Below are 24144 nucleotides of genomic sequence, written 5' to 3'. Positions count from 1 at the left end.
TGACCGCACATGCCGTTGCCGCGGTTGATTATCGCCGGCCGCGTGCCCACGCGACCAGGTACGCCAGCGCGTCATCGGAACCAGCCGGCAAGGCATCAACCGGCCACCAGCGCAGGTCCACCGACTCGTCGCTCAGCGCGATCTCTGCGCCGGGTGGCGCGTGCGCGGCGAACTGCAGGTCCAGGTGACGCGTCGGCACACCCAGCGAGCAGGTGATCGGATGTGCGTGCACGGCGACCAGGCCGGGTTGCAGCCGCAGGTCTGGGATACCGGATTCCTCGGTTGCCTCGCGCAGTGCGGCCCCGGCGATGTCGGTGTCGCTGTCCTCGCAGTGCCCGCCCAGCTGCACCCAGCGGCCCAGCCGCGGGTGCAGCGTGAGCAGCACCTGCCGCCCGGTGTGGTCCAGTACGGCCATCGAGGCGGTGATGTGGCCCGGCACGCAGGCGCGACGGCAGGCATCCTCACGCGCGTGTAGGAACGACAACACCGCATGGCGCAGCGAGTCCTGGCCCCGGTCGGGGGCCTGCCAATCGGATAGCACGTCGATCGCCGACTGTCGGACGCTCACTTGCGCACCAGCAGATCGGCGATCGGCACCGGGTCTCGGGGCTGCGCCGCCGGCTCGGCCGGATAACCGATCGCGACCGCGCCCAACGGCTCCCACTCGAGCGGCAATCGAAGTTCGTCGCGGACCACGTCGGCGGCAAAGATCGTCGAGCCGATCCAGCAACTGCCGACCCCGCGCACCGCCAGCGCTACCAGCAGCGCCTGCACCGCCGCCCCGACCGCGACGGTGAACATGGTGTGTTCGGCCCGGGTGCGGGCGGCGTCCGGATAGTGGTGAGCGCCGTCGGGCACCAACATCGGAATGATGACTTCGGGTGCGTCGTAGAGAATTTGGCCCCGTGCTACCCGCCGCTCGATAGCGTCTTCGGGTTTTCCGTCACCGGCGAGGTCGTAGCGCCACCGCTCGCGCATGCGGTCCAGCAGCCGCCTGCGGACAGCGGCAGTCTGCAGCCAGACGAAGCGCACCGGGCGGGTGTGGTGCGGGGCCGGCGCGGTGAGCGCCTCACCGACCGCGTCCTCGATCAGCCGTGCCGGCACCGAGTCGTCGGCGAACCGGCGCACCGAACGCCGCAGCAGCTGGGCCTGCCGGCGGCCGGTGTCGAGCGCCTCGGCGGTGCCGAGCCAGAACAGGTCGTCGGGGCCCGACCGCACCAGCTGCCGGGCCGTAGAGCCGTCATCGACGACGCGCAGTCCGCGCACCACGGCGACCGGGACCGCGGTCAGTTTGCCCTTCACGAGGTCGGCGGCGGCCGCGATCTCGTCGGCGACCGCGATCTCGGTGACGATCAGTTCGTTGCCGTGGGTGTCGACCGTGCCCGCGTAATCGTGGAGCACAGTGAGCCCGGCCGCGCCGATTGCGACGTCGGTCTGGCCGGTGCGCCACGCGCGGCCCGTCGTGTCGGTGATCACCACGGCGACCGTCACGCCGAGCCGTTGGCGCAGCTCGGCCCGCAACCGTGCGGCGCTGGCATCAGGGTCGACGGGCAGCAGCGCGAGTTCGGTCGCCGCGACGTTGGACCCGTCCACCCCGGCAGCGGCCTGCACCAGACCGAGCCGGTTCTCGGTGATCAGGGTGCGGCCCCGGCGGGCCAGCACGCGAACCGCCTCGGCGTCGACAAGCTTGCGCCGCAGCTCGTCTCGAGCCTGCGCATCCTCGGGGGCCGCAATGAGCCGGCCTTCGCATTTCGAGACGACCTTGCTGGTGAGCACCACCACGTCGTCGTCGCGCAGCCACGGCGCCGCGGTGGCGATTGCGGCGCTCAAGTCGTCACCGGGTCGGAATTCGGGAAGTCCGGTGACGGGCCGGATCTCGATCGCCGATGCACTGCCGTGTTCGGTCATAGCGCCGCCACGCCCGCGAGTTCCAGCCCTGCACTGACCATCTCGGCCGTTGCGCGTGGGTCGGTCATCAGCAGCGGTACGGACCGCACGGCGACGCCGTCGATCTCGGCGTGATCACCCTCATGGATCAGCCAGCCGTCCAGGATTCCATTGCCTGATCGGGCACCGAAGTGCCGGCCCACCGCCTCGGCGGTGGATTGCACGCCGATCACGGCGAGGCATTCATGAGCCATTCCGCGCAATGGTTTTCCCGCGACGATGGGAGAGTATCCGACGATCGGGGCGCGGGTCGACCGCAAGGCTGCGCGAATCCCGGGGATGGCCAGGATAGCGCCGATACTGACCACCGGATTCGACGGCGCAATCAAGACGATGTCGGCGTCGGTGAGAGCGTTCACTACTTCGGCTGCGGCGTTGGCTTTCTCGGCTCCGATGAAGGCGAAACTGTGCGTCGGAACCTGGGCACGGTAGCGCACCCACCATTCCTGGAAGTGGATCGCGCGCTGGGTGGCATCGACGGGATCGGTGATGACAACGTGGGTTTCGCACCGGTCGTCGCTGGCCGGCAGCAGCGTGGCACCGGGCTGCCAGCGGTCGCACAGAGCCGCGGTGACCAGTGACAGCGGATAACCCGCCCGCAGCATCTGGGTCCGGACCAGGTGGGTGGCCAGGTCGCGGTCGCCGAGCGCGAACCAGTCCGGTTGCACCCCGTAGCGGGCCAATTCCTCCTTGGCATGCCAGGTCTCGTTGCGATGACCCCAGCCTCGCTGCGGGTCGACAGCCCCGCCCAGGGTGTACATGCAGGTGTCCAGGTCGGGACAGATCCGCAGGCCGTGCATCCAGGCGTCGTCGCCGATGTTGACGACGGCGGTCACTTCGTGGTCGCCGGCAGCAGCTGGGCGCTCGAATCGACCCAGGCCGAGCAGGTGCTGCACGCCGAGCAGAAAGCGGGCGCCCCCGACCCCGCCGACCAGAACCGTGATCTTCACATCGGACGACCCTACGCCCGCAGGCAGCGTCAGTCGGGGGCTGCCGCGGGCCCGCGCACCCGACACGCCGCGGCGGAACCGGCTCAGTGACGCCACAAAGTGGTCACGAGATGGTATGCAATCGCGCGCGATCTCTTGACCGCGGCTGCCAACACGTGTGTAATCACACCAGTGTCATTTCCGGTTGGCGGCCGAATTCGGTGTCCGAGACCGAGATTCGATCATCTGTTCGAATGGGGATGGCCGCTCAACAAAACAGTCGGCGAGATTCACGACCAACGACACCAGGTGAGGAGGCGGAGCATGTCCTATGAGCACCTTCGGGGCCTGATGGGAAGCACACCGCACGCCACTGCCGGCTCTGCGACGATGGGGGCCCCAGCCCGGCCCCACCTGAGCTTGGTGCCTGATGCGCCCGAAGTGCCCGTGACCTTCGCAGCCGCCCCGGTTAGCGCCGACCAGTGGCAAGACCGCGCCTTGTGTGCGCAGACCGATCCCGAGGCGTTTTTCCCCGAAAAGGGTGGCTCCACCCGAGAGGCCAAGAAAATCTGCCTGGGTTGCGAGGTGCGCGCCGAGTGCCTGGAATACGCGCTGGCCCACGATGAGCGCTTCGGTATCTGGGGCGGGCTCTCCGAACGCGAGCGCCGCCGCCTCAAGCGCGGCATCATCTAGCCGGGCGATCCGCTAGTCGTCATCGATCGTCGGGTCGATGACGGAGGCGTCGACGTCCAAGTAGGTTGCCACCTGAGCGACCAGGATCTCGTGCAGCAATTCAGTGAGTTCAAGGGTGTCTTCGGCGCGCCGCTCGATCGGCTTGCGGAATACCACGATGCGAGCGCGCGTGGCGTTGCCGCGCACATCGACTCCGGCCGGAATCAAGCGAGCCAGGGCGATGGGCCCGTCAGCGACGACCTCCGACGGCCATTGCACATTGTCGGGATCCTTGGGCGAGATGCGGGGAATCTCATCGACCGCCACGTCCAGTCCGGTCAGCCGCTCATGCCAGCGACGCTCGATCGGTTCGTAGGCCTCCAGCACGGCCATGTCGAACCGCTCGGCCCGGCTGCGCCACCCGGGGACCGTGGGCGGCAGCAATGGCCCGCGCATCTCCCGGCCGCGTCGCGTCGGCGACCGGCGCTGCGACCGGCCGCGCCGCCGGGAGCTGCGCGAATCCTCCACGCGGCGATGGTAACGGTTCCGAATCGCGGCCCGGGTCAATGCGCGTGTCCGGCAGTCCCGAGGGCCGCACGCACGATAGCCTCTCGGTCGTGAACGTTCCGCGTCGCTGCTGTCGGCCCGGGTGTCAACACTATGCGGTGGCGACGCTGACCTTCGTCTATTCGGACTCGACGGCAGTGATCGGCCCCTTGGCCACCGCGCGTGAGCCGCACTCGTGGGATCTGTGCGTCAGCCATGCCGGCCGCATCACCGCGCCACGCGGTTGGGAGCTTGTCCGCCACCCCGGCCCGTTGACCGCCCCGGCTGAGGACGACGATCTGATCGCGCTCGCCGAGGCGGTGCGGGAGGGGCGGGACGCGATGCCGGCCGGGGCGCCGCGCAACGGCTTTGCCGACGGCGACCCCGCGTCAGCTGCTGCCCCCGGTAGCGGTGTGCTGGTGCCGAGCGGTCCGCGCGTCACCGGGCGTCGCCGTGGCCATCTGCGCGTGCTGCCCGACCCGACGGAACAAGACTGAGTGATGTTCGCGGCGAGCGTGCGCAGAATCGCGCACCACGCGGCGTGTCGGCGCGGCGACACGCACACTCGCGGTGATGCTGAGGCGGCGCAAAGCTAGGCTGGTCGGGAAGAGTTCCCGTCGTCAGGAGTCCCGTCATGTCTCGGCCTGCTGCGGCTGTCGACCGGGTCGTCAAGGCCTACGACATCAGAGGCCTGGTCGGCGACGAGATCGACGAAGCTTTTGCCGCCGACGTGGGCGCGGCCTTTGCCCGGCTGATGCGAGACGAGGGTGCGCGGCAGGTCGTTGTCGGTCACGACATGCGAGACAGTTCGCCGCGGCTGGCGGCTGCCTTTGTCGCCGGGGTCACCGGCCAGGGCCTCGACGTGGTCCGGATCGGGCTGGCGTCTACCGACCAGCTCTATTTCGCGTCGGGGTTGTTGGACTGCCCTGGCGCGATGTTCACCGCCAGCCATAATCCGGCGGCCTACAACGGCGTCAAGTTGTGCCGGGCGGGTGCTAAACCGATCGGCGCGGACACCGGATTGACCGACATTCGCGACGACCTGGTTGCCGGCGTGCCGGCGCATGGCCGCTACGACGGCCCGGCCGGCTGCATCACCGATCGAGATGTGTTGGCCGACTACGGAGAATTCCTGCGCTCGCTGGTGGACACCTCGGGGTTGCGCCCGTTGCGGGTGGCCGTCGACGCGGGCAATGGGATGGCCGGCCATACTGCGCCCGCAGTACTGGGTCCGATTGCGGCCGTCACCCTGGAGCCGTTGTACTTCGAGCTCGACGGCTCCTTTCCCAACCATGAGCCCAATCCGCTGGACCCGGCCAACCTGGTGGACTTGCAGCACCACGTGGTGGCCGTGGGGGCTGACATCGGCTTGGCCTTCGACGGCGACGCGGACCGCTGCTTCGTGGTCGACGAGCGCGGCCGGCCGGTCTCCCCGTCGACGGTGACGGCGCTGGTCGCCGCCCGTGAACTGTCGCGGGAGATCGGTGCGACCGTGATCCACAACCTGATCACGTCGCGGGCGGTGCCGGAACTGGTGGTCGAACGCGGCGGTACCCCGGTGCGATCCCGGGTCGGGCACTCCTACATCAAGGCTCTCATGGCCGACACCGGGGCGATTTTCGGCGGTGAGCACTCGGCGCACTACTACTTTCGGGATTTCTGGGGCGCCGATTCCGGAATGCTGGCCGCGCTGCACGTGCTGGCCGCACTGGGCGAACAGCGCCGCCCGCTCTCGGCGCTCGCCGGCGACTACCAACGCTACGAATCGTCCGGCGAGATCAACTTCACCGTCGTCGACGCCCAGGCTTGTGTTGAGGCAGTGCTGAAGTCCTTCGGCGCGCGCATCCACGCGCTCGACCACCTCGACGGGGTGACGGTCGATCTGGGCGATGGCAGCTGGTTCAACCTGCGCAGCTCCAACACTGAGCCGCTGCTGCGGCTCAATGTCGAGGGCCGCTGCGCCGAGGACGTGCAGGCGGTGGTGAACCAGGTCAGCACCGCGATCGCAGCCCAAACGGCCGGGGAGGCGGCGCCTTCTGCAGGGCTGACCGGAGGGATCGTGACATGAACGCGGCGGAGGCCGTCATCGACCTCGATGACACCGAGGCGCTGATCGACGCCGATCGCGAAGGGCTTTTGAGGGCGGCATCGACCGCGGGTGCGCAAGTACGCGCGACTGCCGCCGCAGTCGACGAGGGCGCTTTGGAGTCGGTGTGCGGCAGCGACCATCCGCGCAGCGTGATCTGGGTGGCCACCGGTGGTCCTGCCGAGACAGCCGGCGCCATGCTGGCCGCGACGCTGGGCGGTTCGGCCGCGGCGCCGATCGTGCTCGCCGCTAAGGCGCCGCCGTGGATCGGAGCGCTCGACGTGCTGATCGTCGCCGGGGACGACCCCGGCGACCCGGGCCTGGTCGGGGCCGCCGCCACCGGGGTTCGCCGGGGCGCGCGGGTCGTCGTGGCGGCACCGTACGAAGGCCCGCTGCGGGATAGCACGGCCGGCCGAGTCGCGGTTCTGGAGCCGCGGATGCCGGTCCCCGACGCATTCGGTCTGTGTCGGTACCTGGCCGCGGGGTTGGCCGCCGTGCATAGCGTCGACCCTCGGTTGCCCTCGGATCTGGGTGTGCTCGCCGACGAGCTCGATGCCGAGGCGCTGCGCAATAGTGCCGGCCGCGAACTGCTCACCAACCCGGCGAAGGCACTGGTCGAACGCATGGCGCGGCGCCGGGTCGTGCTGGCTGGTGATTGCGCCGCGACGCTGGCCTTGGCCCGGCACGGGTGCTCGGTGATGTTGCGCATAGGGCAGCGGGTGGTCGCGGCCGCCGGACTGGGCGATGCCCTGGTGGCGCTGGGCGCCGCGGCACCCGATGGGTTGCGGGACTCCGCGGCTGCGCTGTTCCACGACGACCAGATCGACGGACCGGCGCCGGAGCGCTTGCGGGTGCTGGCGCTGACCCTGGCCGCCGATCGGCCGGTGACGGCGGCCCGGGTCGTGCGGCTGGCCGACGTCGACGTCGTAGGCGTTGGAGACGGTCCCGATGCCGCGCCCCCCGGCCCGGCGTTGCGGGTCGGCGAGCAGCGCGCCGAGCAGCAGCTGGCTATCTTGGCAGTTCGGCTGGAAATGACCGCGGTTTACGTGAGACTGGTACGGGGATAAGTGGTTTAGGAACAACCGAAGTGGACCTCTTACGCGGAGCGATTCGCACGTATGCCTGGGGGTCGCGGACCGCCATCGCCGAATTCACTGGGCGGGCGGTTCCGGCCGCTCATCCCGAGGCTGAATTATGGTTCGGCGCCCATTCGGCTGATCCGGCCTGGTTACAGACCGCTGACGGGGGAAAATCGTTGCTCGAGGCGTTGGCCGACGACCCGGAGGGTCAACTGGGCGCGGTGGTCCGCGCCCGATTCGGTGATTCGCTGCCGTTTTTGGTGAAGGTCCTGGCCGCCGACGAGCCGCTGTCGTTGCAGGCTCATCCCAGCGCGGAGCAGGCCGCCGAGGGCTACCTGCGCGAAGAAAGGCAAGGCATCCCGCTGTCCTCGCCGATGCGCAACTACCGTGACGCCAGCCACAAGCCCGAGCTGCTGGTGGCGCTGGCGCCGTTCGAAGCGCTGGCGGGGTTCCGCCCGGTCGACCGCACCGTCGAATTGCTGCGGGCGTTGGCGGTCGCCGACCTGGAGCCCTACCTCTGCCTGCTCAACGACCAGTCCGACGCCGATGGTCTGCGTGCATTGTTCACCACCTGGATCACCGCCCCGCAACCCGATATCGACGAGCTGGTGCCGGCCGTGCTCGACAGCGCTATTCGCTATCTCAGTGGTGGTACGACCGAGTTCGCGGCGGAAGCGAAAACTGTGCTCGAATTGGGTGAACGCTATCCCGGCGACGCCGGCGTGCTGGCCGCACTGTTGCTCAACCGGATAAGCCTTGCGCCGGGCGACGCTATCTTTCTGGCAGCCGGGAATTTGCATGCCTATTTGCGGGGCATGGCCGTCGAGGTCATGGCCAATTCCGACAACGTATTACGGGGCGGGCTTACCCCTAAACACGTCGACGTGCCCGAGCTGTTGCGGGTGCTGGATTTCACGCCGACGCCCGAGGAGCAGCTGCGGCCACCCACCCACCGCGACGGGCTGGGGGTGTTCTACGACACCCCCACCGAGGAGTTCGCGGTGTCGGTGCTGACGCTCGACGGCGGCTACCTCAATCACGAGGTCGACGCACCGTCGCGACATGATGGTCCGCAGATCCTGTTGTGCACCCAGGGATGCGCGAGCGTGCATGCTAAGTCTGGCACGCTGGGGCTCGAGCGGGGGGCGGCCGCGTGGGTGGCCGCCGACGACGGGCCGATCCGGCTGGTTGCGCGCCAGCCCACCACGCTGTTTCGCGTGACCGTCGGCCTGTGACGGCGGTTGGCCGGGAAAACTCAGGACGCGCAGTGCCCGGGCGCCGGTGATCTGGCCGGAGCGCGGTCTCGATCACGCGCTCGCACCGTCGCCGGCGCGCCGGGCTCGGCGGCGCTCGGCAAGCCACGCCCGCATGTTGTGCCCAGCCGCGCGGACGACAAGGGCCGGTGAGGGGATCATGTAGAGGCTGTCGAGCAGCGAAAAGCGGCGCAGGAACCATTCGGCCAGCACGGGATCGTCCTCCGCTGCGGCGAGGAACTGGTCGAACAGGTTGCCCACCGGCCGGTACCACCACCGCCGTGGGCCGGCCGCGTGGTGAAACGACAGGTCGCCGATCGCGTTCATCAGCCACACCGGGTAGGTGGTTTTTGTGGTCGCCCGCAGGAAAGCCCGGGCCACGTCGTCGGTCCGAAGAGCCTGCCGCAAATGGCCGGCCTGCAGCGACGTCATCGTCATGCCCTGCCCGAACGTGGGGTCGAAACTGGCCACCGCGTCGCCCAACGGCACGATGCCGCCCGGGAAGCGATCCAGCTTGTCGTAGCGACGCCATCTGCTGGCAGGGAAGCGGTGCAAGGCCGGCTCCCCGACGGGCGAAGCGTGCTCGAGCGCTGCGGCGAACCGGGCGGGCAGCAGCGTGCGAGCGAGTGCGATCATGTCGGAAAACGATTGAGGTGGCTGGGCTTTGGCGACACCGAAGGTCGTGAGAATCCAGGTGTGGTTCTCATAGCCGAGCATGCCGAGCCCCAGGGGTTGTTCGCGGGACGCTCCGGCGACGACCACCCGTTCTGAGATCAATCCCTCGGGAACGACGAACTGATGCGATGCATAACTGATGCCCACATCGATGACGTCGTCGGGCGGGCGCGCAAACCCCCACTGTTGCAACCAAACCGGCAGCCTACTGCCCCGACCGCCGGCATCGACGACCAGGTCAGCGGCGACGAACGCGAGCTCGTCGGCGTCATCGGCATCCAGTAACACGCCGGTTACCCGCCGGGTAGCGCCGTCGAAGCGTGGTTGGGTCACCGAGCGCCGCCGGATCTCGACATTGGCCAGGCCGGTGACCCTGCGCCGGATCTGCCATTCCAGCTGCGGCCTGCTGGGTACGTAGGCGGTGAACTCGTCGCGCAATCTGTGACCGGTGCCCAAGACGTGGCCGGCCGCTCCGAAGTAGATGCAGTCCGGGCGGTTTTCCAGGACGGGAACGCCCGCGGCGACCAGCTCGTCGAGCAGTCCGGGAAACAGCCCGTCGAGCTCTGTTGCTCCCCGTGCCATCAACAGGTGCAAGTGGCGGCCCTGGGGAACCGCGGCGCGATGCACGGGTGCGCTCGGCAGCTCGTCGCGTTCGAAGATCGTTACCCGCTCGTAGACGTCGGCGAGCACGCGGGCGGCGCACAGGCCCGCGATGCTCGCACCGATGACGACGGCGTGCGCACGGCGGCGGGTCTCGGGCATCTCCCGACGGTACCCGGCACGACCGGAGCCCCCTTCCCGTCTCTTTACAAACTATAGCAATTTGTCTATACAGAAGACGAAATATGCTGTATTGTCCAATGGACCTGCGAAGGAGGTTGGCGGCATGACCACGGTGAGCTGGCAGGACAAGAAGCGCTACCTGTGGCTGCTCGGGTTGATCGCTCCCACGGCGCTGTTCCTGGTCCTGCCGATCGTGTGGGCGCTGAACCGGGCCGGCTGGCAAAGCGCCTCGCAGGTGCTGTTGTGGATCGGGCCGATCCTGGTGTACGTCGTGTTGCCGCTGCTCGACCTGCGCTACGGGCCCGACGGGCAGAATCCGCCCGACGAGGTGTTGGAGCGCCTGGAGAACGACCGCTACTACCGCTACTGCACCTACCTCTACATCCCATTCCAATACCTGAGCGTGGTGCTGGGCGCCTACCTGTTCACCGCCTCCGACCTGAGTTGGTTGGGCTTCCCGGGACCCCTTGGCTGGCCCGCGAAGATCGGGGTGGCGCTGTCGGTCGGGGCGCTGGGTGGCGTCGGCATCAACACCGCCCACGAGCTGGGGCACAAAAAGGCCTCGCTGGAGCGGTGGCTGTCCAAGATCACCCTGGCGCAGACCTGCTACGGCCACTTCTACATCGAGCACAACCGCGGCCACCACGTGCGGGTCGCCACCCCCGAGGACCCGGCGTCGGCCCGCTTGGGCGAGACGTTCTGGGAGTTCTTCCCCCGCAGCGTGATCGGCGGCCTGCGCTCAGCGTGGCGGCTGGAGGCCCAGCGGTTGCGCCGGCTCGACAAGGGCCCGTGGCACCTGTCCAACGACGTGCTCAACGCATGGCTGATGTCGGTAGCGCTGTGGGGCGTGCTGATCGCGGTGTTCGGCCCGGCACTGATCCCGTTCGGGATCATCCAGGCTCTCTACGGCATTTCATTGCTGGAATCGGTGAATTACCTCGAGCACTACGGCCTGCTGCGGCAGAAGCTGCCCAATGGTCGCTACGAACGTTGCCTGCCGGTGCACAGCTGGAACTCCGACCACCTGGTGACCAACCTGTTCCTGTACCACTTGCAGCGCCACAGCGACCACCACGCGAACCCGACCCGGCGCTACCAGACCCTGCGCAGCATGGCCGGGGCGCCCAATCTCCCCAGCGGCTATGCCTCGCTGATCGGGCTGACCTACATCCCGCCACTGTGGCGCGCGATGATGGACCACCGGGTGCTGGAGCACTACGGCGGTGATATCACCCGCGCCAACCTGCACCCGCGCCGGCGGGACAAGATTCTGGCCCGCTACCGGACGATCGCGTGATGGCCGCCTACCGCTGTCCGGTCTGCGACTACGTCTACGACGAAGCCACCGGCGCTGCCCGGGAAGGCTTTCCGGCCGGCACACCGTGGCGTCAGGTGCCCGACGACTGGTGCTGCCCGGACTGTGGGGTGCGGGAAAAGGTCGATTTTGAACCCGCTCTAGGACAGGAGTGAACCGATGCGCGACTACAAGCTCTACCGCTGCCTGCAGTGCGGCTTTGAATACGACGAGGAGCTGGGCTGGCCCGACGAAGGCATCGCGCCGGGAACCCGCTGGGACGATATTCCCGACGACTGGTGCTGCCCGGATTGCGGGGCGGCCAAGTCCGATTTCGAGATGGTGGAGGTGGCCCGTCGGTGACCGCCAGTTTCGCCCACGTGAAACGCGTCCCCTACGCGGCGGCGGCGCGGGTATTGCTGCGGGATTCCGTGCTGGACGCGATGCGCGAGCTGTTGCAGACCCGCGATTGGTCGGCGATCACGCTCGCCGACGTCGCCCGCGCTGCCGGTGTCAGTCGGCAGACCATCTACAACGAGTTCGGGTCCCGCCAGGGCCTGGCGCAGGGATACGCACTGCGGCTCGCCGATCGGCTGGTCGATCTCGTCGAGGAGGCGATCGGTTCCAACATCGGCGACATCTACGCAACCTTACTGCACGGATTTCGGGCTTTTTTCGCCGAGTCTGCGGCTGATCCGCTGGTGATCTCGCTGTTGACCGGCGCGGCGAAACCCGACCTGCTGCAGATCATCACCACCGACAGCGCACCGATCATCACTCACTGCTCACAGCGGCTCACGGCATTGTTCAAGAACAGCTGGATCACGATACGCGAGCACGATGCCGCTATTTTGGCGCGTGCCATCGTCCGACTGGCGATGAGCTATGTGTCGATGCCGCCGGAGGCCGATCACGACGTCGCCGCCGACCTGGCCCGGCTGATCACACCGGCCGCCGAACGCTACCGGGAACCTTGTCAGGTGGCGCAGGCTTGAGACGGGGGCAGCGTCATAGTATGGGGTGGTTCGCGACGCACCCGGGCATCGCAGGTCCGGTGGGCGGGATTAATGTATAACCCGGCTAAGTAACCGACGAGGATTGGGCGCTTGATGACGACGACCGAAAAATCGCTGACCGCCGACCTGAAAGCCGATCGTGCCAATGGAATCGAATACAAGGTCGCCGACCTGTCGTTGGCGGATTTCGGCCGCAAGGAGATTCGGCTGGCCGAGCATGAGATGCCGGGTCTGATGTCGCTGCGCCGCGAGTACGCCGAGGCGGCTCCGCTGCGGGGAGCGCGCATCTCGGGCTCGCTGCACATGACGGTGCAGACCGCGGTGCTGATCGAGACGCTGATCGCCTTGGGGGCCGAGGTCCGGTGGGCCTCGTGCAACATCTTCTCCACCCAGGATCACGCCGCCGCGGCGGTGGTCGTCGGCCCGCACGGCACTCCCGAGCAGCCGCAGGGCGCGTCGGTGTTCGCCTGGAAGGGCGAGACGCTGCAGGAGTACTGGTGGGCGGCCGAGCAGGCGTTGACCTGGCCGGGTGAGCCCGCCAACATGATCGTCGACGACGGCGGGGACGCCACCATGCTCGTGCTGCGCGGCATGCAGTACGAAAAGGCCGGCGTGGTGCCGCCCGCCGCCGACGACGATCCCACCGAATGGAAGGTCTTCCTGGACCTGCTGCGTCGCCGCCTGGAGACCGACAAGGGCAAGTGGACGAAGATCGCCGAGTCGGTCAGGGGTGTCACCGAGGAGACCACCACCGGCGTGCTGCGGCTGTACCAGTACGCCGCTGCCGGGGATCTGGCCTTTCCGGCGATCAACGTCAACGACTCGGTGACCAAGTCCAAGTTCGACAACAAGTACGGTTGCCGGCACTCCCTGATCGACGGCATCAACCGGGGCACCGACGCGCTGATCGGCGGCAAGAAGGTGCTGATCTGCGGTTACGGGGACGTGGGCAAGGGTTGCGCGGAATCGGTGAAAGGCCAGGGCGCGCGCGTCGTCGTCACCGAGATCGACCCGATCAACGCGCTGCAGGCGCTGATGGAGGGTTACGACGTCAAGCGGGTCGAGGACGTCATCTCCGAGGTGGACATCGTCATCACCGCGACCGGAAACAAGGACATCATCACCCTCGAGCACATGAAAGCGATGAAGGACCAGGCGATCCTGGGCAACATCGGTCACTTCGACAACGAGATCCAGATGGGCGCCCTGGAGCGTTGCGGTGCCACCAAGACCACCATCAAGCCGCAGGTCGACCTGTGGACCTTCCCCGACACCGGCAAATCGATCATCGTGCTCTCCGAGGGCCGGCTGCTGAACCTCGGCAACGCGACCGGACACCCGTCGTTCGTGATGAGCAACAGCTTCTCCAACCAGGTGATCGCCCAGATCGAGCTGTGGACCAAGGGTGACGAGTACGACAACGAGGTGTACCGGCTGCCGAAGCATCTCGACGAGAAAGTGGCTCGCATCCATGTCGAGGCACTGGGCGGACGCCTGACCAAGCTGACCAAGGACCAGGCCGAGTACATCGGTGTCGACGTCGAGGGCCCCTACAAGCCCGACCACTATCGCTACTGACGTTGGTCGACGGCGGTGCTACCCGGTCTCCTCGTCGCCGTCGAGGTCGGCCAGTAGTGCGTCACGGGCCCGGGCCACCCGCGAGCGGATAGTGCCCACCGGGCAGCCGCAGACCGCCGCGGCGTCGGCGTAGGACAGGCCGAGCAGCTGAGTGAGCAGCAGCGCCTCGCGCTGCTCGGCGGTGAGGGCGGCGATCAGCGTGCGCACTTCGACCAGGTCTTCAAACCCCCGGGCGGCGCGGTCACGGTTGAGCAGCTGTTCGGGGTCGGCCCCGGGGGCGGTGCGGGGCCGCGATTGTGCGTACCGGATGTGATCGGCGACAACCCGGCGGGCAATGGCCAGCAGCCAGGTGCGCGCGCTGGACCGCCCGGAGAACCGCTTGATGGCGCCGATCGCCCGCAGGAAGGTTTCCTGGGCCAGGTCGTCGGCGCTGCCGCCGTCCGACGACAGGTACGCGACGAAGCGCCACACGTCGTGTTGGGTGGCTTTGACGAACGCCTCGAGGGCCGGCGAGTTGCCGCGGGCAGCGGCCAAAGCCAGCGCGGTGACGGCATCGTCGTCACGTGCGGTCACAAGCCTCCACCTTAATACGACGCGCCGTCGTAGAGCTCGGTCAGGCCGCCGTCCGGTTGATCGGCCACAGATGCCTGCGGCGCCGATCGCGGGGCAGGTCCGGCGTCAGTACCAGCTCGCGGGTCTGTGCATCGGTGCTGACGGGCTTCGGCGCACCGGCCCGCTCCCGCGCCACCAGCACCGCGAACACCAGTCCCAGCAGCACCGGCAGGTGGCTGACGACCCGCGCCGTGGTCACCTGGCCGTGGTAGGCGTCCACCGCCACGTAAGCGGTCAGCACCACCGCGAACGCGCCGGTGATCGCCGAGACACCCACCGCCGCCGCGGTCCAGACACCGGCGACGATCATCGCCGCTCCCAACGCCAAAAACCATGCGGTGGACTCGTGGAGCAGGTGCGCCCCGGTCGCCGCGCCGTGCCCATGTGTGGCCACCAGGCCGAAATCGACGCCGGCGATCTGGGCCAGTGCCACCGCGACCTGCAGTGCGCCCACCACGATCAGCCCGCAGCGCCGGTAGTCCGTGATCAGCTCGGCCAGCCAGCGGCGATACCGCGGAACCGGTGCGATGCCGGCCGTTGCCATGATCCGCTTGACCAGGTCCGGTCCCGGGCGGACGTCGACCGCGGCCAGTCGGCGGGTCTGAACGGCCACCCCGATCAGCCAGGTGCGGCAGTCGTGACACGATCCCAGATGGGCATCGACCTGCTGAGCCGGCACCTGCTGGGGTTCGCCGTCCAACCGCGCGGACAACGCCTCGCGCGCCACCACACATCGCATCCCTGTATCGTCGCGCATCAGCGCGCCGGAACACAAAGCCGGGCCGTGGCGATAGGCTCGCGGCAGTGCTGATCGCGATCGAAGGCGTCGACGGCGCCGGCAAGCGGACGCTGTCCGAAGCGCTGCGCGGCGCGTTCGAGGCCGCCGGCAAGTCGGTGGCCACCTGCGCGTTTCCCCGCTACGGGCGGTCGATAGCTGCCGACGTCGCGGCCGAGGCCCTGCACGGTGCGCACGGCGATCTCGCGTCGTCGGTGTATGCGATGGCCATGCTGTTCGCGCTGGACCGTGCCGGCGCCGTCGAGCAGATCCGCGCGCTGTGCCGAGACCACGACGTGGTGATCCTGGATCGCTACGTGGCGTCCAACGCCGCCTACAGTGCGGCGCGCCTGCATCAGGATGCCGACGGGGAGGTGGTGGCCTGGGTGCGGCAGATCGAATACCAGCGGTTGCAGCTTCCTATACCGGATTGGCAAGTGCTGCTAGGTGTTTCAGCCGACCTCGCCGCCCAGCGCGCCCGCGAGCGGGCCCGCAGGGAAGTCGCGCGGGCCCGGGACGCCTACGAGCGGGACGACGAGCTGCAGCAGCGAACCGGGGCGGTGTACGCCGGTCTGGCGGTCGCCGGATGGGGTGGTCGATGGCTGGTGGTCGACGCCGATGTCGACGCGAGCGAGCTAGCCGCCACGCTGCTCAACGCCCCGCATGCGGGTAGTGCGCCCAGTTGACGGCACGAAACGCGCATCGAGTAGCTGAGTTTTGTCGCGATGAAGTGACACCATGGACACCATGAGGCAAAGGATTCTTGTCGTCGACGACGATGCATCGCTGGCCGAGATGCTCACGATCGTGCTCCGGGGGGAGGGCTTCGACACCGCAGTGATCAGCGACGGCACCCAAGCGCTCACCGCCGTGCGTGAGCTGCGTCCCGACCTGGTCCTACTGGACTTGATGCTGCCCGGGATGAACGGTATCGACGTGTGCCGGGTGCTGCGCGCGGATTCCGGCGTGCCGATCGTGATGCTGACTGCCAAGACTGACACCGTCGACGTGGTGCTGGGCCTGGAGTCCGGCGCCGACGACTACATCATGAAGCCGTTCAAACCCAAGGAGCTGGTGGCTCGGGTGCGGGCGCGGCTGCGGCGTAATGACGACGAGCCGGCCGAGTTGCTGTCGATTGCCGACGTCGACATCGACGTGCCGGCGCACAAGGTCACCCGCAACGGCGAGCAGATCTCCTTGACGCCGCTGGAGTTCGATCTGCTGGTGGCGCTGGCACGTAAACCACGCCAGGTGTTTACTCGTGATGTGCTCCTCGAACAGGTGTGGGGCTATCGTCACCCGGCGGACACCCGCCTGGTGAACGTGCATGTCCAGCGACTGCGAGCCAAAGTGGAAAAAGACCCGGAGAACCCGAATGTCGTCCTGACCGTGCGAGGAGTGGGCTACAAGGCCGGACCTCCGTGATCGCCGGCGACGCCGGGCGTCGCGTTGGGGGGTCTTCGGCGTGCGGGGGAAAGCGACGACGATGATCTGGGGCTCGCGGCGACGCATTCGCGGTCGTTGGGGGCGTTCGGGCCCGCTACTGCGGGGCATGCGGGCATTGGGTCGAGCCCTGGCCGTTGCCTGGCGCCGCTCGTTGCAGTTGCGGGTGGTCGTGCTGACGCTCGGAATGTCTCTCGCGGTGATCACGGCGCTGGGCTTCGTGCTGACCAGCCAGGTCACCAACCGGGTGCTCGAGGTGAAAGTCCGGGCGGCCACCGAGCAGATCGAGCGGGCCCGCGCGACGGTCAGCGGGATCGTCAGCGGCGAGGAGGCGCGCTCACTGGACAGCAGTCTGCAGCTCGCCCGCAATACGTTGACGTCGAAAACCGATCCAACCTCCGGCGCCGGGATGGCCGGCCCGTTCGACGCGGTGCTGGTGGTCCCCGGCTACGGGCCCAGACCGGCCGCCGCGGCCGGACCGGTCGAGCAGGTGCCGGCGTCGTTGCGCGATTTCGTCAAAGCAGGGCAGGTTGCCTACCAGTACGCCACCGTGCACACCGAAGGCTTCTCGGGGCCGGCGCTGGTGATCGGCACGCCCACCTCGTCGCGGGTGCCCAACCTGGAGCTGTACTTGATCTTCCCGCTGGGCAACGAGCGCAGCACGATCTCGCTGGTCCGCGGCACGATGGTCACCGGCGGCCTGGTGCTGCTGGTGTTGTTGGCCGGCATCGCGCTGCTGGTCTCGCGCCAGGTGGTGGTGCCGGTGCGGGCGGCGGCCCGGACCGCGGAACGCTTCGCCGAAGGGCATCTGGCCGAGCGGATGCCGGTGCGCGGCGAGGACGACATGGCCAGGCTGGCGGTGTCGTTCAACGACATGGCCGAGAGCCTGTCTCGGCAGATCACCCAGCTCGAGGAGTTCGGCAACCTGCAACGGCGGTTCACCTCCGATGTCAGTCACGAACTGCGCACCCCGCTGACCACCGTGCGGATGGCCGCCGATTTGATCTACGACCACAGCGAAGACCTCGACCCGGCGCTGCGCCGGTCCACCGAGTTGATGGTCAACGAGCTGGACCGGTTCGAGAACTTGCTCAATGACCTGCTGGAAATCTCCCGGCACGACGCGGGGGTGGCCGAACTGTCGGTCGAGTCGATCGATTTGCGCTCGACGGTCAACAGTGCACTGGGCAACGTCGGCCACCTGGCCGAAGACGCCGGCGTCAAGTTGATTGTCGACATGCCGGCTGAAGAAGTGATCGCCGAAGTAGACGCCCGCCGGGTCGAGCGGATTTTGCGCAATCTGATCGCCAACGCCATCGACCACGCCGAGCACAAGCCGGTGCGGATCCGGATGGCGACCGACGAGGATACGGTTGCGGTGACTGTGCGCGACTACGGGGTGGGCTTGCGCCCGGGCGAGGAGAAGCTGGTGTTCAGCAGGTTCTGGCGGGCGGACCCATCGCGGGTGCGCCGTTCGGGCGGGACCGGGCTGGGCCTGGCGATCAGCGTCGAGGATGCCCGCTTGCACCAGGGTCGGTTGGAGGCCTGGGGCGAACCCGGCAAGGGTTCCTGCTTCCGGCTGACGCTTCCGCTGGTCCGCGGACACAAGGTGACGACCAGCCCGCTGCCGCTGAAGCCCGTTGCGCCTCCAGTAGCCCCGGACCGCAAAGAGCGCCCGCTGCGGCCCCGTGAGCACGCCGAGCGGAGCGGGTGATGCGACCGCTGACCGCTGTCATGCTCGGCGTGCTGGCCCTGATCACCGGTTGTGCCGGAGTGCCCAGCTCGTCGGCGCCGCAGGCAATCGGGACCGTCGCGCGGCCCGTCCCGTCGAATCTGCCCAAGCCGACTCCGGGCATGGATCCCGATATGCTCCTGCGCGAATTCCTCAAGGCCACCGCCGATCCCGCCAATCGGCACTTGGCCGCGCGTCAGTTCCTGACTCAATCGGCTTCCGACGCCTGGGACGACGCCGGTAGCGCGCTGCTGATCGACCACGTGGTTTTCGTCGAAACCCGCAGTGCCGAGAAGGTGTCGGTCGCTATGCGGGCCGACATCCTGGGTTCACTGTCCGACATGGGGGTGTTCGAGACCGCCGAGGGTGAGCTGCCGGATCCCGGCCCGATCGACCTGGTCAAGACCCCGGGCGGCTGGCGTATCAACCGGCTGCCCAACGGGGTGTTTCTGGACTGGCGGCAGTTCCAGGCCACCTACAAACGGCACACCCTCTACTTCGCCGACCCGACGGGCCAGACGTTGGTTCCCGACCCGCGCTATCTGGCAGTGTCCGATCCCGATCAGTTGGCCACCGAATTGGTCTCCAAGCTGATCGCGGGGCCGCGCCCGGAGATCGCCAAGTCCGTGCGCAATCTGCTCGGCCCGCCGGTGCGGCTGAAAGGTCCGGTGACGCGGGCCGACGGCGGCAAGAGTGGGGTGGGCCTCGGCTACGGCGGGGTACGCGTCGATCTGGACAATCTGACGATCGCCGATCCGCGAAGCAGGCAATTGCTGGCCGCGCAGCTCATCTGGACGTTGGCCCGTTCCGACATCAAGGGGCCGTATGTGATCAACGCCGACGGCGCTCCCCTAGATGACCGGTTCGCCGCGGGATGGAGCACCTCCGACGTCGCGGCCGCCGATCCCGGGGTCGACTCGGGTGCCGCCGCCGGCGTGCACGCTCTGGTGGGCGGGTCGCTGGCAGCGATGGACGGAGACCACGCCACCACGGTGCCGGGCGCGTTCGGGCGGACACCGGATCAGACCGGCGCCGCGCTGTCCCGCAGCGGACACCAAGTCGCCTCCGTGGTGACGCTGCGGCGCGGCGCACCGGACATGGCGGCGTCGCTGTGGATCGGCGATCTGGGCGGCGAGGCGGTACAAGCCGCCGACGGCCACAGCCTGTCTCGCCCGAGCTGGGCGATTGACGATGCCGTGTGGGTAGTCGCCGACGGTCACACCGTGCTGCGGGCGATCCAGGAGACGGCGTCCGGGCAGGCCGCGCGTTTTCCGGTGGATGTGGCTGCGGTTTCCGGCCGATTTCCCGGCGTGATCACCGACTTACAGTTGTCCCGGGATGGTGTGCGGGCAGCGATGGTCATCGCGGGTCAGGTGATCCTCGCCAGCGTCGAACAAACACAGGCCGGCCAATTCGCGCTGACGTATCCGCGGCGACTGGGATTCGGGCTGGGCTCGTCGGTGGTGTCGTTGTCGTGGCGCACCGGCGACGACATCGTGGTCAGCCGCACCGACTCCGAGCATCCGGTGTCGTATGTCAACCTCGACGGGGTGAATTCCGACGCGCCGAGCACCAATCTGCGGTTGCCGGTGTGGACTGTGGCGGCCAACCCGTCGACGGTGTATGTCGCCGATGCGCGCGGGGTGGCGCAGCTGTCGGGTTCCGGCGCCGACGGGCCGCAGGGCTGGGTGGATGTGCCGGCCTTCATGGTGCCCGGTGCGGTACCGGTTTTGCCGGGGTGAGCCGGAGTCAATGTCGGACGACCCGCATGTAAAGAAGTTTTACATTTAACCTTACTAACATCACATTATGATAACAGGAGCGCGTCGTTGTTATAACGACAGTTCTGTGAAATTCCCATCCTTATAGCATCTCAGCCGTATCTCAGCTGCGGTCCATGTCAGTCTCTGCAGCTCATCGGCCGTATTTGACGGTGACGTCGAATACCTTCACAGAATTTCGGGAGCTGATGATGGAGCAGCAGCGGCTTCGTCCCTTCGCTACGACGGGTATAGCCATCGTGGGGGCCAGTCTCATCGCCGTCACGCCGGTGATACCAATTCCTCCCGACGTTCAGACGCGAGGCGTCGCACTGACGACCAGCGCCGCCGATATCGCCGCGCCGTACGACGACCTCTACGCCACCACGGTGGCCAATCTGCAATCCCTGAGCCACGAGTTGCTCGATCAGCCATCGGTGCTCAGTCAATTCGGTGCGGACTGGACGGGTGATCAGCAGTCGATCACGGCCGTTTCCGGCGAGATTGCAAGCCAGCTACTGCACGTGATCAACGCGTTGACAGCTCCGCCGCAGATCAGCGCAGATTTCCTCCCACTGCCGGCCCATCTCTCCGTCGATCTGGGGGTGCCGCTGATCCTTTTGTTGGCTGCCCTAGGTCCGTTGGTCACCAGCGCCAACGAAATCAGCGACATCCTCGGGCAGATCCCCACGGACACCACTCCCACGGCTGCGTTGACCACTCTCATCGACGCCCCGGCCAACGTGCTGAACGCCTTCCTCAACGGCACCGACAGCATCGATGTCGCCGGCATCGACGTCCCCGCCTTCAACGGCCTGCTCGTTACCGGACAGAACCTGGACCCCGGGGTGACTTTGGGCGCTGCGCTGACCGAACTGGGCGGTGTGCTGCACGACGCGGACGGCGTTCTGCGCGACCTTGGACAGCACGGCATAAACCTGAGCGGGCTGTTCGACCAGGTGATATACGGCCCGCTACCGAGTCTTTTCAGCGATGTCGGCCTGGGCAACCTGACCCTGGATGGGTTGCTGGGCGACCTCGGTGTGGGAAATGTGCCGCTGAGTGGGTTGCTGACCGAGTTGTCGGCGGGGAATACGACGCTGGGCGGCCTGTTCGGCGATGTGGGCCTGGGCACCATGAGTTTGAGTACGTTTCTGGGTGACTTGTCCGGTGTGGGCTCGACGACGCTGGGCGGCCTGCTGGGTGATGTGGGCCTGAGCACCACCACGCTGAGTGCGTTGCTGGCCGATCTGCCGAGCGTGGGCACAACGTCGCTGGGCGGCCTGCTGGGCGATGTGGGCCTGAGCGGCGTGAGTTTGAGTACGTTGCTGACCGAGTTGTCCGGTGTGGGGAATACGACGCTGGGTGCCCTGCTCGGCGATGTGGGATTGGGCACCACGACGCTGAGTGCGTTGCTCGGTGACTTGTCCAGTGTGGGCTCGACGACGCTGGGTGCCCTGCTGAACGATGTGGGGTTAAGCGCCACGACGCTGAGCACGCTGCTGGGTGATCTGCCGAGCGTGGGCTCGACGACGCTGGGTGCCCTGCTGAACGACGTGGGCCTGAGCGGCGTGAGTTTGAGTACGTTGCTGGGTGACTTGTCCGGTGTGGGCGCTACGACGTTGGGTGCCCTGCTCGGCGATGTGGGATTGGGCACGACCACCTTGAGTGCGTTGCTGGGGGATTTGTCCAGTGTGGGGGATACGACGCTGGGTGGTCTGCTGAATGACGTGGGTCTGGGCACCACGACGCTGAGCACGCTGCTGGGTGACTTGTCCAGCGTGGGCGCTACTTCGTTGGGTGGCCTGCTGGGCGATGTGGGCCTGAGCGGCGTGAGTTTGAGTACGTTGCTGGCCGATCTGCCCAGCGTGGGTGACACGACGCTGGGTGCCCTGCTCGGCGATGTGGGATTGGGCACCACGAGTTTGAGTGCGTTGCTGGGTGATTTGTCCAGTGTGGGGGATACGACCTTGGGCAGCTTGCTGGAAGACGTGGGGTTGAACACCACGACGCTGAGCACGCTTTTGGGTGATCTCCCCGGTGTGGGCTCGACGACGCTGGGTGGCCTGTTAAGCGACGTGGGTCTTGGTGATGTGTCGTTGAGCGGGCTGCTGGCCGATTTGCCGAGTGTGGGCTCGACGACGCTGGGTGCCCTGTTGGGTGACGTGGGGTTGAGCGGTGTGAGTTTGAGTGCGTTGCTGGGTGATCTGCCGAGCGTGGGCTCGACGACGCTGGGTGCCCTGTTGGGTGATGTGGGGTTGAGCGGCACGAGTTTGAGCACGCTGCTGGGTGATCTGCCCAGTGTGGGGGCCACGACGCTGGGCAGCCTGCTGAGCGATGTGGGTCTGGGCACCACGACGCTGAGTGGGTTGCTGGCCGCTCTGCCCAGCGTGGGCGCTACTTCGTTGGGTGGCCTGCTGAATGATGTGGGCCTGGGCACCACGAGTTTGAGTACGTTGCTGCGTGATTTGTCCGGTGTGGGGGATACGACGCTGGGTGGTCTGCTGAATGATGTGGGCCTGGGCACCACGACGCTGGGTGCGTTGCTGAGCGATCTGCCGAGCGTGGGCGCTACTTCGTTGGGCGACCTGTTGGGTGATGTGGGCCTGGGCACCACGAGTCTGAGTACGTTGCTGGGTGATTTGTCCGGTGTGGGGGATACAACGTTGGGCAGCCTGCTGAGCGATGTGGGTCTGGGCACTATGAGTTTGAGTACGTTGGCGGGTGATTTGTCCAGTGTGGGGGATACGACGTTGGGTGCCCTGCTGAGCGATGTGGGTCTGGGCAGCATGAGTTTGAGTACGTTGGCGGGCGATTTGTCCAGTGTGGGGGATACGACATTGGGCAGCCTGCTCAACGATGTGGGCCTGGGCAGCATGAGTTTGAGTACGTTGGCGGACGATTTACCTAGCACTGAGATACCTGGCCTACCTGGTTTTCCGCCTGTGGAGGGCAATCTGGGTGGCACCTACTTGGCTACTCTGTTGGATGAAACGGGTCTGGGTAACCTTGATCTGGTAGACGTTTTAAACGCGATCGGTATCGGCCAGGTCAACATGGGCCAGATTTTCAATAACCTAGATCTCGGCGGCCTGACAATAGGCGATTTCGTTCAGGCGGTAGATCCATCGTTTTATTACGGTCTTTCTATTGGCACATTTGGCATCGGCGCCGCTATTATGACCAAAACATTAAGTAGTCTCGTGGGAGGCTCGAACGACACCGTCGATTACGTCGTCCAATCTCTGGGTTTGAACGTGAGCCTGTCTTCATTTCTTGATGCGGCCGGCGACGTCCAAGATGTGGGTGGTTTCCTCAGCGGCGTAAATTTAGGGAATACGACGCTGGGCAGCCTGCTGAGCGAGTTGGGGATGAGCGGTACGACGCTGAGTACGTTGCTGGGTGATTTGTCCCCCGTGGGGGACACGACGTTGGGCAGCCTGCTGAACGATGTGGGCCTGGGCACCATGAGTTTGAGTACGTTGCTGGGTGATTTGTCCAGCGTGGGGGATACGACGCTGAGTGCCCTGCTCGGCGATGTGGGATTGGGCACCACGAGTTTGAGTGCGTTGCTAAGTGATTTGTCCAGTGTGGGGGATACGACGCTGGGTGGTCTGCTGAATGATGTGGGATTGGGCACCACCACACTGAGTGGGTTGCTGGGTGAACTGCCCAGTGTGGGGGACACGACGCTGGGCAGCCTGCTGAATGATGTGGGCCTGGGCACCACGAGTTTGAGTACGCTGCTGATCGATCTGCCCAGCGTGGGCTACTCGACGACGCTGGGTGGCCTGTTGGGCGATGTGGGCCTGGGCACCACGACGCTGAGCACGTTGCTGGGTGATTTGTCCTCTGTGGGGGATACGACGTTGGGTGCCCTGCTGGGCGATGTGGGCCTGAGCGGCACGACGTTGAGTGGGTTGCTGGGTGATCTGTCCAGTGTGGGCGATACGACGCTGGGTGG

22 protein-coding genes are annotated in these 24144 nt (G+C 67.0%); 15 read left to right on the top strand and 7 right to left on the bottom strand.

Translation table 11 applies throughout. The features are described 5' to 3' along the window. Positions 1 to 28 precede the first annotated feature (28 nt). Genes F6Q13_RS04890 through cofD form a run of 3 tightly spaced genes read right to left on the bottom strand, consistent with a single transcriptional unit; the run spans position 29 to position 2897 of the window. Complete coding sequence (locus F6Q13_RS04890) at positions 29 to 568, bottom strand: NUDIX domain-containing protein (RefSeq protein ID WP_293053057.1); 540 nt, start codon at positions 566 to 568, stop codon at positions 29 to 31. Next, positions 565 to 1908: a coenzyme F420-0:L-glutamate ligase gene (locus F6Q13_RS04885; protein ID WP_293053056.1), complete on the bottom strand. Its 1344-nt coding sequence runs from the start codon at positions 1906 to 1908 to the stop codon at positions 565 to 567. Before F6Q13_RS04885 ends, F6Q13_RS04890 begins: the two co-directional genes overlap by 4 nt. Then, positions 1905 to 2897 carry a 2-phospho-L-lactate transferase gene (gene cofD, locus F6Q13_RS04880; RefSeq protein WP_293053055.1) on the bottom strand — a complete coding sequence of 331 codons (993 nt, stop codon included), beginning with the start codon at positions 2895 to 2897 and terminating at the stop codon, positions 1905 to 1907. Before cofD ends, F6Q13_RS04885 begins: the two co-directional genes overlap by 4 nt. A 303-nt stretch (positions 2898 to 3200) precedes the next feature. On the opposite strand from cofD, the gene F6Q13_RS04875 reads away from it, so the two are divergent. Beyond that, on the top strand, positions 3201 to 3569 hold the full coding sequence (locus tag F6Q13_RS04875; RefSeq protein WP_367141078.1) for a WhiB family transcriptional regulator: 369 nt from the start codon (positions 3201 to 3203) through the stop codon (positions 3567 to 3569). A gap of 12 nt (positions 3570 to 3581) precedes the next feature. Here F6Q13_RS04875 and F6Q13_RS04870 read toward each other — a convergent pair whose 3' ends face one another. Beyond that, positions 3582 to 4004 carry a metallopeptidase family protein gene (locus tag F6Q13_RS04870; RefSeq protein WP_293053128.1) on the bottom strand — a complete coding sequence of 141 codons (423 nt, stop codon included), beginning with the start codon at positions 4002 to 4004 and terminating at the stop codon, positions 3582 to 3584. Positions 4005 to 4165: 161 nt separating this feature from the next. Here F6Q13_RS04870 and F6Q13_RS04865 point away from each other — a divergent pair, with 161 nt between their 5' ends. From F6Q13_RS04865 to manA, 4 genes are all read left to right on the top strand, one after another. Continuing rightward, positions 4166 to 4591: a DUF3499 domain-containing protein gene (locus F6Q13_RS04865; protein ID WP_293053054.1), complete on the top strand. Its 426-nt coding sequence runs from the start codon at positions 4166 to 4168 to the stop codon at positions 4589 to 4591. Between the two features lie 137 nt (positions 4592 to 4728). Then, entirely contained in the window at positions 4729 to 6162 is a 1434-nt protein-coding gene (locus F6Q13_RS04860; protein WP_293053053.1) for a phosphomannomutase/phosphoglucomutase, read from the top strand. Continuing rightward, positions 6159 to 7247 carry a TobH protein gene (locus tag F6Q13_RS04855; RefSeq protein ID WP_293053052.1) on the top strand — a complete coding sequence of 363 codons (1089 nt, stop codon included), beginning with the start codon at positions 6159 to 6161 and terminating at the stop codon, positions 7245 to 7247. Before F6Q13_RS04860 ends, F6Q13_RS04855 begins: the two co-directional genes overlap by 4 nt. A gap of 20 nt (positions 7248 to 7267) precedes the next feature. Further along, positions 7268 to 8494, top strand: a complete 1227-nt coding sequence (gene manA / locus F6Q13_RS04850) for a mannose-6-phosphate isomerase, class I (protein ID WP_293053050.1) — start codon at positions 7268 to 7270, stop codon at positions 8492 to 8494. Positions 8495 to 8566: 72 nt separating this feature from the next. On the opposite strand, the gene F6Q13_RS04845 is transcribed toward manA, so the two are convergent. Beyond that, positions 8567 to 9949 carry an oxidoreductase gene (locus F6Q13_RS04845; RefSeq protein WP_293053047.1) on the bottom strand — a complete coding sequence of 461 codons (1383 nt, stop codon included), beginning with the start codon at positions 9947 to 9949 and terminating at the stop codon, positions 8567 to 8569. A gap of 124 nt (positions 9950 to 10073) precedes the next feature. Here F6Q13_RS04845 and F6Q13_RS04840 point away from each other — a divergent pair, with 124 nt between their 5' ends. The 5 genes from F6Q13_RS04840 (at position 10074) to ahcY (ending at position 13858) form a co-directional block, all read left to right on the top strand. Further along, complete coding sequence (locus tag F6Q13_RS04840) at positions 10074 to 11267, top strand: alkane 1-monooxygenase (RefSeq protein WP_293053045.1); 1194 nt, start codon at positions 10074 to 10076, stop codon at positions 11265 to 11267. Next, entirely contained in the window at positions 11267 to 11440 is a 174-nt protein-coding gene (locus tag F6Q13_RS04835; protein ID WP_293053042.1) for a rubredoxin, read from the top strand. Before F6Q13_RS04840 ends, F6Q13_RS04835 begins: the two co-directional genes overlap by 1 nt. Positions 11441 to 11444: 4 nt before the next feature. Then, positions 11445 to 11627, top strand: a complete 183-nt coding sequence (locus F6Q13_RS04830; protein WP_293053039.1) for a rubredoxin — start codon at positions 11445 to 11447, stop codon at positions 11625 to 11627. Further along, positions 11624 to 12259: a TetR family transcriptional regulator gene (locus F6Q13_RS04825; RefSeq protein ID WP_293053036.1), complete on the top strand. Its 636-nt coding sequence runs from the start codon at positions 11624 to 11626 to the stop codon at positions 12257 to 12259. Before F6Q13_RS04830 ends, F6Q13_RS04825 begins: the two co-directional genes overlap by 4 nt. Before the next feature lie 114 nt (positions 12260 to 12373). After that, complete coding sequence (gene ahcY / locus F6Q13_RS04820; RefSeq protein ID WP_293053033.1) at positions 12374 to 13858, top strand: adenosylhomocysteinase; 1485 nt, start codon at positions 12374 to 12376, stop codon at positions 13856 to 13858. An 18-nt stretch (positions 13859 to 13876) separates the two neighbouring features. On the opposite strand, the gene sigC is transcribed toward ahcY, so the two are convergent. Both sigC and F6Q13_RS04810 read right to left on the bottom strand, forming a co-directional pair. Further along, positions 13877 to 14431 (bottom strand): RNA polymerase sigma factor SigC, encoded by a 555-nt coding sequence (sigC, locus tag F6Q13_RS04815; RefSeq protein WP_293053030.1) that lies wholly within the window; start codon positions 14429 to 14431, stop codon positions 13877 to 13879. Between the two features lie 40 nt (positions 14432 to 14471). Further along, positions 14472 to 15209 carry a DUF2275 domain-containing protein gene (locus F6Q13_RS04810; RefSeq protein WP_293053027.1) on the bottom strand — a complete coding sequence of 246 codons (738 nt, stop codon included), beginning with the start codon at positions 15207 to 15209 and terminating at the stop codon, positions 14472 to 14474. 65 nt (positions 15210 to 15274) lie between these two features. Here F6Q13_RS04810 and F6Q13_RS04805 point away from each other — a divergent pair, with 65 nt between their 5' ends. The 5 genes from F6Q13_RS04805 to F6Q13_RS04785 form a co-directional block, all read left to right on the top strand. Then, complete coding sequence (locus F6Q13_RS04805; protein ID WP_293053024.1) at positions 15275 to 15931, top strand: dTMP kinase; 657 nt, start codon at positions 15275 to 15277, stop codon at positions 15929 to 15931. 52 nt (positions 15932 to 15983) lie between these two features. Next, complete coding sequence (mtrA, locus tag F6Q13_RS04800) at positions 15984 to 16670, top strand: two-component system response regulator MtrA (RefSeq protein WP_293053021.1); 687 nt, start codon at positions 15984 to 15986, stop codon at positions 16668 to 16670. Positions 16671 to 16731: 61 nt separating this feature from the next. Beyond that, entirely contained in the window at positions 16732 to 18402 is a 1671-nt protein-coding gene (mtrB, locus tag F6Q13_RS04795) for an MtrAB system histidine kinase MtrB (RefSeq protein ID WP_293053018.1), read from the top strand. Further along, entirely contained in the window at positions 18402 to 20162 is a 1761-nt protein-coding gene (lpqB, locus tag F6Q13_RS04790; RefSeq protein ID WP_293053015.1) for an MtrAB system accessory lipoprotein LpqB, read from the top strand. Before mtrB ends, lpqB begins: the two co-directional genes overlap by 1 nt. 155 nt (positions 20163 to 20317) lie before the next feature. Further along, a partial coding sequence (locus tag F6Q13_RS04785; protein WP_293053012.1) for a hypothetical protein occupies positions 20318 to 24144 on the top strand: 3827 nt, incomplete at its 3' end.

The sequence above is a fragment of the Mycobacterium sp. genome (assembly GCF_008709575.1).
GTDB lineage: Bacteria > Actinomycetota > Actinomycetes > Mycobacteriales > Mycobacteriaceae > Mycobacterium.
The sequence above is the reverse complement of the archived record's forward strand: the minus strand, read 5'-3'. Positions and strand labels throughout refer to the sequence as shown.